Below are 15,202 nucleotides of genomic sequence, written 5' to 3'. Positions count from 1 at the left end.
CCGCACCGGATTCCTTTCACGACTTCACCTGCGATTGCCACCATGCGCACTGTATTTCCTCTCTCCTCCGAGGCCCGCCAGGTCCTGAGCCGCCGCAGCCTTCTGGGCGCCGCTGCGCTGGGGCTGGCCCTGCCGGCTGCTGCACAGGTCGGCTTTCCTGCCAAGCCCTTGAAGCTGGTCGTCGGATACCCGGCCGGTGGTTCGGTGGACCTGGTCGCCCGCGTGGTGGGCGATGCGCTGGCCGCGCGGCTGCGCGGCACGGTGGTGGTGGACAACGTGGGTGGGGCGGCCGGCGCCATTGCGGCCCAGCGCGTGGCCTCGGCACCGGCCGATGGCTACACGCTGCTGGTGGGGGCCAGCAACGAGCTGGTGGCCACGCGCATCGTCAACCCCGCGCAGCGCTACGACGGCCGCCGCGATTTCACGCCGCTGGGCCTGGTGGCCACCGGCCCGCTGATCCTGGCCGCACGCCCGGGCCTGGGCGTGAAGAGCATGGCCGACTTGCTGGAGCTGGCGCGCCGCCAGCCCGGCAAGCTCAGCTACGGCAGCTCGGGCGTGGGGTCGACCCTGCATTTCGCGGGAGAGCTGTTCAAGCAGCGCGCCGGTGTTTCCATCACCCATGTGCCCTACCGCGGCGTGGCGCCGTTGACCAGCGACCTGGCGGGCGGCAGCCTGGACCTGGCCATGCTCTCGCCCACGGCGGCGCAACCGTTTCTGCAGAGCGGGCGCATCGTGCCCCTGGCGGTCACCAGCGCGCAGCGCCTGTCCGCCTTGCCCCAGGTTCCGGCCATGGCCGAGCTGGCGCCGCTGCGCGGTTATGAATTGGTGGGCTGGTTTGCGCTGATGGCGCCGCGCGGGCTGCCCGCCGCCACCGCGCAGCACATCACGGCGGCCCTGCAGGAGGCGCTGGCCGAGCCCGCCGTGCGCAAGCGCCTGGAAGATGCCGGCATGGTGCCCGCCTCGGGCCGCGAGGACCTGGCGCGCCTGATCGCCGAGGAAGACCGCAAGTACGAGCAGCTCGCGGCCTTCGCGAACATGCGCGACTGACGGCGTTGACGGTGTAGACGGTGCTGACGGCGCTGGCGGCAGCCGCGCAGGTTCAGCGACCGCGCAGGAACAGCGCGTCCAGCTCCTTCATGCTCATCTGCCGCCAGGTGGGGCGGCCGTGGTTGCATTGGTCGGAGCGCTCGGTGACTTCCATCTGGCGCAGCAGGGCGTTCATCTCGTCCAGCGTCAGGCGGCGGTTGGCGCGCACGGCGCCGTGGCAGGCCATGGTGGCCAGGATCTCATTGCGCGCGCGCTGAACCACGGTGCTGGCGTCGTGCTGGGCCAACTCGGCCAGCACGCTGCGCGCCAGCTCCACGGCATCGCCCTGGGCCAGGGTGGCGGGCACGGCACGCACGGCCAGCGTCTTGGGCGAGAAGGGGGAAACCTCCATGCCCAGGGCCTGCAGCGTGTCGCCATGGGCCTCGGCCGTGGCCACCTCCTCGGGCGTGGCGGCGAAGGTGGCGGGAATCAGCAGCGGCTGGCTGGGGATCTGCTCTGCCGCGTTGACGGCATTCTTGAGCTGCTCGTAGACGATGCGCTCGTGCGCCGCATGCATGTCCACCACGACCATGCCCTGGGCGTTCTCGGCCAGGATGTACACGCCGTGGATCTGGGCGACGGCGCGGCCCAGGGGCCAGATGGTTTCCTCGGCAGCGGCAGGGGTGTCCGCTGCCGGGGGCGTGAAGTTCGCAGGTGAAGGCTCGGTGACGGTGACTGGCCGGGGCTGTGCGGCGGGTGCGTAGCTGGCGGGCACATCGCCGGCAGGCCATTGCACGCCGGGCGTGTCCACCGCGACTTCGGCGGCACCGGCAGCCTGCATGGCCGTCTGGGCAGGAAGCGCCACGGGGGCCGGCGCGGCTTCGCGCATGGGTGCCCACAGGCCCGCCATGTTGCTGACCTTGTGGCCGCCCTGTTCATCGCCAAAGCTCATGCGCGCCTGGGGCCAGGCGGGAGCCGCCACCTTGGGTGCGGTGGCCGGTGCGGCAGGGGCCAGCTCCGGGGTGCGGGCGGCTTCCTCGGCGGCAGCGGCGGCGGCGGCCGCCGCCGCGCGGGGGGCGGCCAGCGCGTTCTCTATGGCGTGGCGCACGGCCTGGTGCACCTCGCGGCTGTCGCGAAAGCGCACCTCGATCTTGGTGGGGTGCACGTTCACGTCCACGCGCGCAGGGTCGATCTCCACATACAGCGCATAGACAGGCTGCTTGTGGCCGTGCAGCACATCCTCGTAGGCGCTGCGCGAGGCGTGGGTCAGCACCTTGTCGCGCACGAAGCGGCCATTGACGTAGCAGAACTGGTGGTCGGGCCGGGAGCGCGCCGCATCGGGAATGCCCGCGCGGCCCGTGACGTGGACGGCGCCCGACCAGTGCTCCACCGTCACGGAGTTCTGCACGAAGGCGTCGCCCAGCACATCGCCCAGGCGGCGCGCAAGGGCTTCATCCGACATGCCGCCGGCGGCACGCCACTGCTCGACCAGCTTGCCTTCGTGCCAGATGGCAAAGCCCACGTCGGGCCGGGCCAGCGCATGGCGGCGCACGGACTCGATGCAGTGGGCCAGCTCCGTGGCATCGCTCTTGAGGAATTTGCGGCGGGCCGGCGTGGAGAAGAACAGCTCCTTGACCTCGACCGTCGTGCCCTGGTTGCGGGCGGCGGGGCGCAGCTCGCCGCTGCGCGCATCGAGCAGATAGGCCGAGTCCTGGCCCGCAGGGCGCGAGAGGATGGACGCCTCCGACACCGAGCAGATGGCCGCCAGCGCCTCGCCGCGAAAGCCCATGGTGGCCACGGTCTCCAGGTCGTGCAGGTCGGTGATCTTGCTGGTGGCATGGCGGCGCAATGCCACGGGCAGCTCATCGCGCGGGATGCCGCCGCCGTCGTCCTCCACCGAGATCAGCCGCACGCCGCCGGCCAGCAGCCGCACGTTGATCTGGCGGGCGCCCGCATCCAGTGCGTTGTCCACGAGTTCGCGCACCACCGAGGCAGGGCGCTCGACGACTTCGCCGGCCGCGATCTGGCTGATCAGCTCGTCGGGCAGGTCGCGGATGGGGCGGCGGGGGAGGGTGTCGGAGGAGGAGATGGATGCGTTCACGCGGCAATTCTAGGGGCTCGCATCCACCGCTTGCGGGCTGTGGGAATGGGGTGTGCGGCGCCGGCGCCCGCAAAAAAAGGAGCCGCGAAAGCGGCTCCAAGAGGCGTCCCCGGCAACAAAGGCCGGAGCCGGGGGCACTCTTTGAATGAGGGTGGCTGCAGGGTCAGCGGCGGCGGCCTGCGCGGTCGCTGTTGCTGCCCATCTGGTTGCCGACCAGCGCACCGGCCGCGGCGCCGCCCACGGTGCCCAGCGTGGTGCCGAACAGCGCGCTGCCCAGCACGCCACCGGCCACGGCGCCCACGCCCGTGCCCAGTTGCGCATTGTTGGGACGGTGGGCACAGCCGCCCATCGCGAGCGCGCCGGTCAGCAGGGCGGCGATGGCCAGGGTGCGGCCCATCGTGGAGCCGGACTGGCGTTCGGACTTGTGCGCGAAAGTGCGAAGGGTCTTGTTCATGGCTTGCTTCCTTGTGTCTTGGCGATGGTGGTGAGGCCGGGCCGGCATTGCCGACGGCATGGAAGCACTTTGCCTGCAAAAAGCTGACGCACTCATGAGTTTTTCGTAGAGTTTTATCAAGTTGTGTAACAAAACAAGCTTGATTTCAAGCATTTGTAGATTCCTGCAAGCGCCGGTGTGTGCGATGGCGTGACCGGCTCCGGCTCGGCCGTGGGGGCATGCCGGCGAAGTACAGTACGGGCCGGTGCGGCGCCCGCCGCGGAGGACTCTCTTTTGGAAATCATTCAGTTCCTGATCGACTTCATCCTGCACATCGACAAGCATCTGGAGGCCTTTGTCGTGGCCTATGGACCCTGGGTGTATGCGCTGCTGTTTCTCATCGTCTTCGTGGAGACGGGCGTGGTGGTCATGCCCTTTCTGCCTGGCGACTCGCTGTTGTTCATCGTCGGCGCGCTGTGCGGCGCGGGCCTCATGGACTATTCGATCGCCTGCACCGTGCTGCTGGTGGCGGCCGTGCTGGGCGACCAGTGCAACTACACCATCGGCCGCTACATAGGGCCCAAGGTGTTCCAGTGGGAGGACTCGCGCTGGTTCAACCGCCGCGCCTTCGACCAGGCCCACGCGTTCTACGAGCGCTATGGCGGCATCACCATCGTGCTGGCCCGCTTCATGCCGTTCATCCGCACCTTTGCGCCCTTCGTGGCCGGGGTGGCCGCGATGAACCGGGGCAAGTTCACGGCCTTCAATGTGGGCGGGGCGATTGTCTGGGTGTTCGGCATCAGCGCAGCCGGCTATTTCTTCGGCAACCTGCCCTGGGTGCGCGAGAACCTGGAGAAGATCATCTGGGGCCTGATCCTGGTGCCGGGCCTGATCGCCATCTTTGGCGCCTGGCGTGCGGGGCGCGCGCCCAAGACGGCTGCCTGAGCTTTCAGCGCATAGAAAAAACCCCTTGCACCTTCATGGCGCAAGGGGTTTTTTCGTGGAGCGGGAGTGGGGATCAGCGGCGGTCGTTGCGCTTGCCCACCTCGTTACCGATCAGTGCACCGGCGGCTGCACCGCCCACGGTGCCCAGCGTGCTGCCGAACAGGGCATCCCCCACGACACCACCGGCCACGGCGCCTACGCCGGTACCGATCTGTGCACTGCTGGGATTGGTGGAACAGCCGGCAGAGAACAGGGCAATGGCTGCTGCGGCGGCAATGGAATAAAGGCGTGTCTTCATGTTCATCTCCTGTGATGGCCTGCCTTGTCGCCGTGAGTGGCGTGTGGCGCAAGCACTGTGTGGAACATGTTTGCATGCTCTCATTCAGGGCTTGCGTCAGCGGTAGGAGATCTGCCCGAGCTGCCGCCGGGCGGCTCGGAAGTGTCGCGTCTTTACCGTCCGACAGCGGCTGCGGGCGGCATCGCCCGCGGCCTTCGCCTGGCTCTGTCAGACGGAGCGGCTGCGTGCCAGCGGCGGGTTGTGCGCGAAGTAGTTGCGGATGCCGCGCATCAGCGCGTCGGCCAGTTGCACCTGGTAGGCGCTGCTGCGCAGCCGGGCCTCTTCCTCGGGGTTGCTGATGAAGGCGGTTTCCACCAGCACGCTGGGAATGTCGGGCGCCTTGAGCACGGCAAACCCGGCCTGCTCCACGCGCGGCTTGTGCAGCTTGGCCATGTTGCCGATCTCGCCGAGCAGGGCGCCGCCGAGCTTGAGGCTGTCCTTGATCTGCGCCGTGGTGCTCATGTCCAGCAGCATGCGCTGCACATGCTGGTCCTGCGAGCCCATGTTCAGGCCACCGACGATGTCGGACTGGTTTTCCTTGTTGGCCAGCCAGCGCGCGGCCGTGCTGGAGGCGCCCTTGTCGCTGAGCGCAAAGACGCTGGCACCACGCGCGGCCGGCGTGGTGAAGGCGTCGGCGTGGATGCTGATGAACAGGTCGGCCTGCACGCGCCGGGCCTTTTCCACGCGCGTGGCCAGGGGCACGAAGAAGTCGGCATCGCGCGTCATGAAGGCGCGCATGGGGCTGCCGCCGATGCGGGTGTCGTTGATGCGGTCGCGCAGCAGGTGGGCGATCTTGAGCACCACGTCCTTTTCGCGCGTGCCGCTGGGGCCGGTGGCGCCGGGGTCCTCGCCGCCGTGGCCGGGGTCCAGCGCCACGATGATGATGCGGTCGGTCTGGCGCGAGGTGGCGATGTTGGGCGCGGCAATGGGGGCAGGGGCCGGAACGGGCGCAGGCGCGGGAGGGCGGGGCGCCGGGGCCGGAGCGGCTGGGGAAGGTGCCTGTGCCACCACGGCGGGCGGTGCAGGCGTCTTGCCGCCGGAGCCGCTGCTGTGCTGGGCGATCAGGTCGCCCAACGGGTCGGGGGCTGGCGCCGTGGGGCCTGAGGGCCGGGGCAGCGGTGGTGGAGGCGGCGGCGGTGCCGATGCGACAGCGGTATCGTCGCCGGAGGCATCGCGCAGGCGCTCGCTGATCAGCGCCTCCAGCGGGTCCACGGCCTTGGCGGGGTACAGGTCGAACACCAGCCTGTGCTTGTAGGCCGCCACGGGCTGCAGCGTGAAGACCTGGGGCTTGGCGGGCTGCTTGAGATCGATCACCAGGCGCACCACGCTGGGCGAGTTCTGGCCCACGCGGATGGAGGCGATGTTGGGATCGTCGGAGCGGACCTTGGCCACCAGTTCACGCAGCGCGGGATTGAGGTCGATGCCCTCGATGTCCACGGCCAGCCGCGGGGGCTGGTCCACGAAGAACTGCTTGGCAGCCAGCGGCCGGTCGGACTCTATGGTCACGCGCGTGTATTCGGGCGCGGGCCAGACACGCACGGCCACGATGGTGGCGCCGTGCGCGATGTGCTGGCGGCCCAGCAGCAGCACGATGGAGCCCGCCTGCAAAAGATTGCGGCGCGACAGGCCGGACGGATAGGAGGAGGAGTTGGCGTCGCTCATGCCTTGAGTGCTTGGATCACGGCGCGTCCGACGGGCGTGCCGGCGAGCAAGGTCACCTGGCGCTGCGTCTCGTCGATTGCTTCGATATGAATAGCTATATCTGCCGCAGGCGTAAGCGCTGCGGCCTTTTCGGGCCATTCTGCCAGCTTGAGACCGGGGCTGGCGAAAATATCGCGAAATCCTGCATCCTCCCACTCGCGCGGATCATCGAAGCGGTAGAAGTCGAAGTGCCAGATGGCCAGGTCCGGCGCCTCATGCGGCTCCACCACGGCATAGGTGGGGCTTTTGATGCGGCCCTGCACGCCCAGTGCGCGCAGCCAGTGCCGCACCAGCGTGGTCTTGCCTGCGCCCAGGTCGCCGTGCAGCGTGACGTAGGCGTTGCGCAGCGCGGGATGGTCTGCAAGCTGCTGCGCAAACCGCTGCGTGTCTTCCTCGCTGCCCCATATCCAGCGATGGCCCGCAGTTTCCGCATCCTGCGGCTGGGCGCTTTCTACAATCGAGGGAGTATGTTGTGCAGCAGTCAATTGGTTCCTTTGATGCAAGGCTGGGCCCGCGAGCTGGGATTTTCCCAAATTGGCGTGGCCGGCGTGGATTTGTCTTCTGCGGAGCCGGGTTTGATGCAGTGGCTGGCCCAAGGGTTCCATGGCGAGATGGACTATATGCAGGCCCACGGCCTGCGCCGCGCCCGGCCTGCCGAGCTGGTGCCGGGCACGGTCAGCGTGATCACGGCGCGCATGGACTACCTGCCGCGCGACACGCCTGCCGATGCGCCGGGCGCCTGGCAAGCGGTGGAGTGGGCGCGGCTGCAGCGGCCCGACGAGGGCATTGTCTCCGTCTATGCCCGGGGGCGCGACTATCACAAGGTGCTGCGCAACCGGCTGCAGAAGCTGGCCGAGCGCATTGCACAGGAAGTCGGCCCCTTCGGGCACCGCGCCTTCACCGACTCCGCGCCCGTGCTGGAGGCCGAGCTGGCCCGGCGCAGCGGCCAGGGCTGGCGCGGCAAGCACACGCTGGTGCTCAATCGCGAAGCGGGCTCCATGTTCTTCCTGGGCGAGATCTATGTGGACCTTGCGCTGGAGCCCACGGAGCCGGTGACCGCGCACTGCGGCAGCTGCGCGTCCTGCATCACGGCCTGCCCCACAGGCGCCATCGTGGCGCCGCACCGGGTGGACGCGCGGCGCTGCATCTCCTATCTGACCATCGAGCACGCGGGCGCCATTCCCGAGGAGCTGCGGCCGCTGATGGCCAACCGCATCTATGGCTGCGACGACTGCCAGCTGGCCTGCCCCTGGAACAAGTTCGCCCAGCCCAGCCGCCTGCCCGACTTCGATGCGCGCGAGGCCCTGTCCGGCGGGCAGCTGGTGCACTTCTTTGCCTGGGACGAGCCGACCTTTCTGCGCCTGACCGAAGGCAGTCCCATCCGGCGCATAGGCCATGCGCGCTGGCTGCGCAATGTGGCCGTGGCGCTGGGCAATGCCTGGCGTGAAACCGGCAACGCGGCATTGCAGCAGGCGCTGGCCAGCCGCGCCCAACATCCGGACGCCCTGGTGCGCGAGCACGTGGCCTGGGCGCTGTCGCAAAGATCGGATTGAGCTGATAAGACCAGGGCGCTTGTGTGTGAAACAATTGTTGCGCTCTGTCGGAGTGCCCCCCGGCGGCCTGTTGCGGGCCACTGCCCTTGAAGGCGCGGGGCCTGTGTGACTCAACATGATGTTTGATATGCGCGCAAAGCCTCCCCGCAGCCTGTCCCGCCTGCTGAACGCAGAACCGCTGACCCAGACCACTGTGGCCGTCTGGGTGGGCCTGTGCTGCGTGCTGCTGGCCACGGTGGCGTACTGGACGGTGCTGGTGGACAGCCACCGCACGCAGCGCAGCTTTACCGAGTCCCAGTCCTGGCTGCGGGTGGGGCAAATGTCGCATGCGGTGTCGGTGCAGGTGCAGACCCTGCTGTCCGGCCTGGACTACACCATGCGCGGCCTGGAATCCGACTTTGCCGATGGCGATGTCGACGGGTTCCGGCGTGCCGTGCAGACCACGTTCGACGCCTACCCGGCCGGCACCTTCCTGCAGATCGCCGTGGCCGACGAGAAAGGGGACATCGTGTACTCCAACCTCCAGCAGGAAGCGGAGACGCGGGCTGCCAAGGTCTCCATCCGGGACCGCGAGCATTTCCAGGTGCATGCCAACCGCGAGAACATGGGCATGTTCATCGGCCGCCCCGTACAGGGGCGTGTCTCCCACAAATGGACCATACAGCTGAGCCGCGCGCTGTACCGCCAGGGGCAGTTCTCGGGCGTGCTGGTGCTGTCGCTGTCGCCCGAATACATTTCGCGCTATTTCCAGTCCATCTTCGATGGCGCCAACGACGTCATCCTGCTGCTGCGCACCGATGGAGCCTACCTGGCGCGCTCGCAGGGGCAGGAGCAGGTGATGGGCCGCTCGGTCTCCGATGTGCGCGTGGCGCTGTTCGCACCGGCCCTGGAGCGCGGCACCTACGAGGCCGAATCGTCCGTCGATGGCGTGCAGCGCATGTATGCCTGGAGCCGGGTGGAGGGTTATCCGCTGATCGTCAGTGCAGGGCTGGACAAGAAAGCCATCTTCGAGTCGCTGGAGGCATCGCTGGAGCGCGGCCTGCTGCGCAACGGCATAGGCACGGCCGTGCTGCTGCTGGGCATGCTGCTGACGCTGTGGCTGGCGCGCCAGCGCCAGCTCAGCGAGCGCATGCGGCTGCAGGGTGAGCGGCGCTTCGCGCGGCTGGCGCAGGAGGTGCCGGGCGGGTTGTTCCAGTTCCGCATAGGCGCGGATGGACAGTTCCGGTTCCCTTTCACCAGCCCCGGATTCTTCGAACTGCATGGCGCCAAGGCCGATGCCGCCAGGTTTGCCGACCATGAACTGCTCAAGCGGGTCCACCCCGAGGATTTGCCGGCCCTGGCGGCCTCGGTGCAGGCCAGCGTGGGCAGCAAGGGTGTCTGGGAGCACAAGTACCGCGTCTACGGCCCTGCAGGCGAGCTGCGCTGGCTGCATGGTCACGCCCGGCCGCAGCAGGAGGAAGACGGCTCCCTGCTGTGGCATGGCTATGTGCACGATGTGACGCAGGACCAGGCCATGCAGGAATCCATACGCCACAGCGAGGAACGCCTGCGCCTGACCGTGGGCGCCGTGCGCGACGGCCTGTGGCAGTGGGACTGCCGCAGCGGCCATGTGGAATGGGATGCCCGCTGCTACCAGATGCTGGGCTTCGAGGCCGCGCAGTTTCCCATGAACTATGACGCCTTCTGCGCCATGGTCCATCCCTCGGACAGGGCGCGGATGCTGGCGCGGCTGCAGCGCCATGCCGAGGCCGGGGCCGATTTCCGCGTGGAGATGCGGCTGCGCAGCTCGGCCGACAGCTGGCTGTGGGTGGAGTCGCGCGGCGAAATCACCCAGCGCGATGCCGACGGCAAGCCCGTGCGCATGCTGGGCACGCACACCGACATACAGCAGCGCGTGGAGCAGTCCCGGCTCATCAAGGCCTTGCTGGACCGGGGAAGCGCCCTGATCGTCATGGCCGGTCCCCAGCGCGAAATCCTCTATGCCAACGAGCGCGCGGTGCAGACCTTCGAGATCGAGACAGACCGGCTGCCCGGCGGCGTGAACTTTCGCGCCCTGCATGTCAGCGACGAGAGCTTCGAGCGCTTCGGCCAGCTCTACGCACAGCTCAACGCACGCGGCACGGTGCGCACGGAATGGATTTTGCGCATGCCTTCGGGCTCGGGCCACTGGTTCGACATGCAGGGCTCGCTGCTGGACCCCGACGAGGACGACGGCCGCGTCATCTGGACCATGATCGATACCGACGCGCGCCGGCGCGCCGAGACCGCGTTGGCCGAGACCCAGCACCGGCTGGAGGCCATCATCGACCGCTTTCCCGCAGGCATTCTGGTCACAGACGCCCAGGGCCGCCAGGTGCTGGCCGCCAACCGCATGCTGGCGGCCGCGCTGCGGCTGGACATGGCGCCTGCCGCCCTGGTGGGGCTGGGCATGCCGGCGCTGATCCAGCTGCTGCCGCCTTCGGTGGCTGGCGTGCTCAGTGCCGGGCCCGTGGCTGGCCGGTCCTTGCATGCGCTGCCCGACGACCACTATGTGGAGATCGAGGGCATGCAGCTGCGCGACGGTGACCGCTCCATCGGCCACTGCTGGGTCTTCCACGACGCGACGGAGCGGCAGCAGCGCGAATCCCAGCTGGAGACCCTGGCGCTGACCGACGCGCTGACCGGCATTCCCAACCGCCGCGCCTTCATGGAGCGGCTGGCGATGGAGCTGGACCATCTGCGCAGCGGACTGGTGGCGCACTCCACGCTGATCATGCTGGACATAGACCACTTCAAGCAGGTGAACGACGGCTACGGCCATGCGGTGGGCGATATCGTGCTCAAGGAGCTGCTGGCCTCGGTGGCGCAGGAAATGCGCAAGGAAGACATGGTGGGCCGGCTGGGCGGCGAGGAGTTTGCCGTGCTGCTGTCCGACACCGATGCCGAGGTGGGCCTGCGCCGCGCCGAAAGCCTGCGCGAAACCGTTGCCGCGCGCGCCATCGATGCGGGCCTGGCCGGCGATCTGCGCATCACCATCAGCCTGGGCGTGTACGAGCTGCAGCGCAGCGATGCCTCGGCCCAGGGCTGCCTGGAGCGTGCCGACGCCGCGCTGTACTACTCCAAGCGCAACGGCCGCAACCAGTCCACGCTGTGGAGCGAGCGGCTGCCTGCCATCGCGCGCTGATACGCGCTGATCCGGGCTGGTGCGGCGCACAGGCCTAGGAATTCACCCCGGTGAATTTTCAGAATCATCCAATGGCCTGATCGGGCCGCAATCCCGAAAATCCTGGGTTCATGCTGTCGCGTGGACCTGCCGCCTCTTGCCTGGCCCCAACACTCGGGTGCGGCCGACTCTCCGTGCAACCCATCACAAAAGGAGGCTGCGCGCCGAGCGCAGGGCGAGGAATGTATGACGTACAACCGCTGGTCCACGGTGCATATCGCGCCGCTTTCGCGAGCGCAGTTCTGGAGCGATGCCAGCCGCGAGGCGCAGATGCCGCACACGCCCTTGGTTGCGCAGCCCGAGCGCTTCGAGGCCGTGCTGACATCGCGCGGCGTGGGCGCGGTGGTGCTCAACCGCATCCAGATGGCGGCCGAACATGGCATGGAGCGCCTGCATGACGATGGCCAGCGCGCAGGCCCGCCCTGCCTGCTGTGCGTGCTCTATGCCAAAGGTGGAGCCCAGGTATTCGCACCGGATGCACCTGACGTACCTGACCTGTCGGACGTGCCGGACGTACCGGATGCCTCGGCGTCATCCGGGGAGCCGGGCATGGCGGTTGCGGGCAGGAGGCTGCAGGCGCAACCCGGCCAGCTGTTCCTGCTGGATGAGCGGCGCGGCTACCGCATCTGGCAGAAAGAGGCCGTGGACCTGGTGGTGCTGGCCGTGCCGCTGGCACTGATCGATTCGCGTGGCGGCCTGGCTTCGCAACTGCTGGCACGCAGCCTGCCCGACTGTGCATCGCTTCAACTGCTGGTCCAGCAGATGCAGTTGCTGGCCGCGTGGCAGGACCCCTTGCCCGAGGCCGAATCCGCCAGGCTGTCCGACTTGGTCATCAACACCGTGAAGACCGTGCTGCAGGCCAGCGCCGACATGGCGACGGCCCGACCCGGCGCGCCCATGCACGTGCTGTTGCGCAGGGTGCGCCAGCTCATTGCCCGCCAGTACCCGGACCCGGCGCTGGGGCCCGAGCGCGTGGCGTCCAGGCTGGGGCTGTCCGTGCGCTCGCTGCAATCCCAGCTGTCGCGCGAAGGCACCAGCCTCAGCGCCGAACTCATGGCCTATCGCCTGGAACGCGCCCATGCGCTGCTGCGTGGCACGGAGCCGGGAACGCTGGGCATCGCGGAGATCTCGCAGCACTGCGGTTTCAGCTCACCCGCGCATTTTTCCCGGCGGTTCAGGGCACGCTACGGCAGCACGCCGCTGGGGCTGCTGCGGGATGCGGAGGGCGGGCAGGGGGCCTAGGCAGGCTGGGCGGAGCCACTCCCGGCTTGGCGTGCGCAGATCAGGCCGAGGATTTCGAACATCATCTGCGCGCCTGCGTGGGCGGTGTTGGTGGTGGCGTCGTAGGCTGGCGACACCTCCACCACATCGCCGCCCACGATGTGGATGCCGGCCAGGCCGCGCACCATGGCCTGTGCCTCGCGCACGGTGAGTCCACCGACCTCGGGCGTGCCCGTGCCGGGCGCAAAGGCCGGGTCCAGGCAGTCGATGTCGAAGGAGACGTAGACGGGCGCATCGCCCACCACCTCGCGTGCGCGGGCAATGACGCCGTCCACGCCCAGCGCGGGAATGTCTTCGGCATGGATCACGGTCATGCCCGACTCATAGGAAAACTCCCAGAGATATTCGGCCGCGCCGCGTATGCCGATCTGAATGGTCCGCGTGGGGTCGAGCACGCCGTCCAGCACGGCCTGACGAAACGGGCCGCCGTGGTGAAAGCGGCTGCCGTCGAAGGGGCCCCCGGTGTCGCAGTGGGCGTCGAAATGCACCAGGGCCAGTGGCCGCTCGCGGCCCAGTGCGCGCAATATGGGCAGGGTGATGGAATGGTCTCCACCAGCGGCCAGCGGAATCACGCCGGCCGCATGGATCTTCGCGAAGGCCGACTCTATGTCGCGGTGCGACTGCTCCAGGCTGTAGCGGCTGGACAGCGGCACGTCGCCGATGTCCGCCACGCGCAGCTCGCGTGTGGGAGCGGATCGAAGCACATGGTTGTAGGGGCCCACGCGTTCGATGGAACGCAGGGCCCGGGGGCCGAAGCGGCAGCCGCTGCGGTTGCTGATGCCCAGGTCCATGGGCACGCCGATCAGTGCGGCCTGGAGGTCGCCGAAATCCGGGCGGCTCCAGTCCAAGGGACGCATGGGTGCGTCCAGCAGCGTGGGCATGCCTGCGTAGGGTGCGTTGCGCGTGCCGCTGGCATCGATGATGTGGGCGGCCACGGCGCGGAAATGCGGGTCGTGGATCACAGACTCGTTGGCGCCGCCGAAGCGTGCGCGCAGCGCCTGCAGCCTGTCTGGTGTGAAAAGCGTCATGTCGTCTCCGATTCAGTGCCGGATTCAGGATTGAATGCCCGACAGCGAACGCTGCTGCGTGCGCTGCGCCAGGCTGATGAGGATGAAGCTGGCCGTGCTCACGGCCAGGCTGGCATAGATGGGCGTGTTGGACGCCAGGCCGTCCCTGACCATGAAGGCGACGGCCGTGGCGCAGCCCAGCAGCATGCTGGCGATGGCGCCCGCCGTGGTGGCCCGGCGCCAGTAGATGGCGCCGATCAGCGGCACCAGCATGCCGCCCACCAGCAGGTTGTAGGCGGTGGTCAGGGCATTGAGCACATCGTCCACCACCAGGGCGATGCCGAGCACGGCCAGCCCCACCAGCAGCGTCAGCAGCCGGTGCCAGCGCACATCGACCAGCGGCCGGCCGCCCCGCAGCAGGGGCACGAGGTCCTCGGCCAGCACGGTGGAGCCGGCCAGCATGGCGGCGCTGGCGGTGGACATCATGGCCGCCAGTGCGGCAGCGATCACAAGGCCGCGGATGCCGTCCGGCAGGCTGGCCTGCACGATGGCGGCAAAGGCATTGTTGGCGTTGTCCAGGTCCGGCAGCAGCACGCGCGCTGTCATGCCCACCAGGGCGCCGACCAGTCCGTAGACCACGCAGTACACGCCGGCGAGGCTGCCCGCCACGGCGGCCACCCGTTCGCTGCGGGCCGTGAACACGCGCTGCCACACGTCCTGGCCGATCATGATTCCGAAGAAATAGATGACGAAGTAGGTGGCGATGGTGTCCCAGCCGATGTGGGTGACATCGAAGCTGGACGCAGGCAGCCGTGCAACCAGCTGGTCCCAGCCGCCCACGCGGTACAGGCAGATGGGCAGCAGGATCAGCATCAGGCCCGCGGTCTTGATCACGAACTGCACGATGTCCGTCAGCGTCAGCGACCACATGCCGCCCACGGCCGAGTAGATGACCACGACGCCCCCGCCCACCAGGATGGAGATCCACAGCGGCAGGTCGAACAGCACCTGCATCACGGTGCCGATGGCGATCACCGACGTGGCCGCCAGCATCAGCGAGTAGGCCAGCATCACCAGGGCGCTGGCCTGCTTGGTACGGGCGCTGTAGCGCCGCTCCAGCACCTGGGTCACGGTGCAGATGCGCAGCCTGAGAAGGGGCTTGGCCAGGAACAGGTTGAGCACCAGCAGGCCCGCGCCCAGCGCCGCGCACAGCCAGAATCCGGAGATGCCGTACACATAGCCCAGGCGCACCGTGCCCACGGTGCTGGCGCCGCCTATCACCGTGGCGGCCATGGTGCCCATGTACAGGCCGGGCCCGAGGTTGCGGCCGGCCACGAGAAAGTCCTCCTGCGTCTTCGCGCGGCGCATGCCGTACCAGCCCAGCAGCAGCATGGCCGCCGCGTAGATCACCACGACCGAGATATCGAGCAACATGGTTTGTCTCCCTTTTGTTGCGGCCCTGTTGGCAGGGGCCTCTTGAAACAGCGGTATCCATGGAAGTGAATCCCCTGGACCGCCCCTCTTGTTCTGTATTGCAGTCCCTCTTTGTTCAATCCAGATGTGCTGCAACAGCCGTGGATGCTAGACAGCAGCCCGGATTGCATCCATTTCAAGTT

General features: G+C 68.3%; 12 protein-coding genes. 5 read left to right on the top strand and 7 right to left on the bottom strand.

The genetic code is table 11. The features are described 5' to 3' along the window. The first annotated feature begins 42 nt into the window (after positions 1-42). On the top strand, positions 43-1,047 hold the full coding sequence (locus BO996_RS24035; RefSeq protein ID WP_071956587.1) for a Bug family tripartite tricarboxylate transporter substrate binding protein: 1,005 nt from the start codon (positions 43-45) through the stop codon (positions 1,045-1,047). A gap of 52 nt (positions 1,048-1,099) precedes the next feature. Here the strand turns inward: BO996_RS24035 and mutL are convergent, their stop codons facing one another. Both mutL and BO996_RS24025 read right to left on the bottom strand, forming a co-directional pair. Continuing rightward, the gene (mutL, locus tag BO996_RS24030) at positions 1,100-3,127 is read right to left on the bottom strand and encodes a DNA mismatch repair endonuclease MutL (protein ID WP_071956586.1); all 2,028 of its coding nucleotides are present in this window, start codon (positions 3,125-3,127) and stop codon (positions 1,100-1,102) included. A 163-nt stretch (positions 3,128-3,290) separates the two neighbouring features. Next, positions 3,291-3,581 (bottom strand): glycine zipper 2TM domain-containing protein, encoded by a 291-nt coding sequence (locus BO996_RS24025; RefSeq protein ID WP_013801089.1) that lies wholly within the window; start codon positions 3,579-3,581, stop codon positions 3,291-3,293. 273 nt (positions 3,582-3,854) lie between these two features. Between BO996_RS24025 and BO996_RS24020 the strand changes: the two genes are divergently transcribed. Then, positions 3,855-4,505, top strand: a complete 651-nt coding sequence (locus BO996_RS24020; RefSeq protein WP_071956585.1) for a DedA family protein — start codon at positions 3,855-3,857, stop codon at positions 4,503-4,505. A gap of 73 nt (positions 4,506-4,578) precedes the next feature. On the opposite strand, the gene BO996_RS24015 is transcribed toward BO996_RS24020, so the two are convergent. The 3 genes from BO996_RS24015 to tsaE form a co-directional block, all read right to left on the bottom strand. After that, the gene (locus BO996_RS24015) at positions 4,579-4,803 is read right to left on the bottom strand and encodes a glycine zipper domain-containing protein (RefSeq protein ID WP_012206927.1); all 225 of its coding nucleotides are present in this window, start codon (positions 4,801-4,803) and stop codon (positions 4,579-4,581) included. Between the two features lie 207 nt (positions 4,804-5,010). Further along, the gene (locus BO996_RS24010) at positions 5,011-6,504 is read right to left on the bottom strand and encodes an N-acetylmuramoyl-L-alanine amidase (RefSeq protein ID WP_013801091.1); all 1,494 of its coding nucleotides are present in this window, start codon (positions 6,502-6,504) and stop codon (positions 5,011-5,013) included. Continuing rightward, positions 6,501-7,028 (bottom strand): tRNA (adenosine(37)-N6)-threonylcarbamoyltransferase complex ATPase subunit type 1 TsaE, encoded by a 528-nt coding sequence (gene tsaE / locus BO996_RS24005; protein ID WP_071956584.1) that lies wholly within the window; start codon positions 7,026-7,028, stop codon positions 6,501-6,503. The genes BO996_RS24010 and tsaE overlap by 4 nt, the downstream gene beginning before the upstream one ends. 12 nt (positions 7,029-7,040) lie before the next feature. On the opposite strand from tsaE, the gene queG reads away from it, so the two are divergent. The 3 genes from queG (at position 7,041) to BO996_RS23990 (ending at position 12,540) form a co-directional block, all read left to right on the top strand. Next, entirely contained in the window at positions 7,041-8,096 is a 1,056-nt protein-coding gene (queG, locus tag BO996_RS24000; protein WP_071956583.1) for a tRNA epoxyqueuosine(34) reductase QueG, read from the top strand. A gap of 115 nt (positions 8,097-8,211) precedes the next feature. After that, a complete protein-coding gene (locus tag BO996_RS23995) occupies positions 8,212-11,259 on the top strand; it encodes a diguanylate cyclase (RefSeq protein WP_071956582.1) in 3,048 nt (1,015 codons plus the stop codon). A gap of 225 nt (positions 11,260-11,484) precedes the next feature. Continuing rightward, positions 11,485-12,540, top strand: a complete 1,056-nt coding sequence (locus BO996_RS23990) for a helix-turn-helix transcriptional regulator (RefSeq protein ID WP_197485526.1) — start codon at positions 11,485-11,487, stop codon at positions 12,538-12,540. Here BO996_RS23990 and speB read toward each other — a convergent pair. Continuing rightward, a complete protein-coding gene (speB, locus tag BO996_RS23985) occupies positions 12,537-13,607 on the bottom strand; it encodes an agmatinase (protein ID WP_071956581.1) in 1,071 nt (356 codons plus the stop codon). The two genes, BO996_RS23990 and speB, sit on opposite strands and share 4 nt — an antisense overlap. Positions 13,608-13,631: 24 nt before the next feature. Continuing rightward, on the bottom strand, positions 13,632-15,020 hold the full coding sequence (locus BO996_RS23980) for a sodium:solute symporter (protein WP_071956580.1): 1,389 nt from the start codon (positions 15,018-15,020) through the stop codon (positions 13,632-13,634). Positions 15,021-15,202: the final 182 nt, after the last annotated feature.

This window comes from Delftia sp. HK171 (assembly GCF_001886655.1).
GTDB lineage: Bacteria > Pseudomonadota > Gammaproteobacteria > Burkholderiales > Burkholderiaceae_C > Comamonas > Comamonas acidovorans.
This window is presented reverse-complemented; position numbering and strand designations above follow the sequence as displayed.

Coding starts and splice junctions, on each gene's coding strand:
- speB (WP_071956581.1), bottom strand. CDS start 13,607: ATGACGCTTTTCACACCAGACAGGCTGCAGGCGCTGCGCGCACGCTTC.
- BO996_RS23995 (WP_071956582.1), top strand. CDS start 8,212: ATGATGTTTGATATGCGCGCAAAGCCTCCCCGCAGCCTGTCCCGCCTG.
- BO996_RS23980 (WP_071956580.1), bottom strand. CDS start 15,020: ATGTTGCTCGATATCTCGGTCGTGGTGATCTACGCGGCGGCCATGCTG.
- BO996_RS24035 (WP_071956587.1), top strand. CDS start 43: ATGCGCACTGTATTTCCTCTCTCCTCCGAGGCCCGCCAGGTCCTGAGC.
- BO996_RS23990 (WP_197485526.1), top strand. CDS start 11,485: ATGACGTACAACCGCTGGTCCACGGTGCATATCGCGCCGCTTTCGCGA.
- BO996_RS24025 (WP_013801089.1), bottom strand. CDS start 3,581: ATGAACAAGACCCTTCGCACTTTCGCGCACAAGTCCGAACGCCAGTCC.
- BO996_RS24010 (WP_013801091.1), bottom strand. CDS start 6,504: ATGAGCGACGCCAACTCCTCCTCCTATCCGTCCGGCCTGTCGCGCCGC.
- BO996_RS24015 (WP_012206927.1), bottom strand. CDS start 4,803: ATGAAGACACGCCTTTATTCCATTGCCGCCGCAGCAGCCATTGCCCTG.
- queG (WP_071956583.1), top strand. CDS start 7,041: ATGCAAGGCTGGGCCCGCGAGCTGGGATTTTCCCAAATTGGCGTGGCC.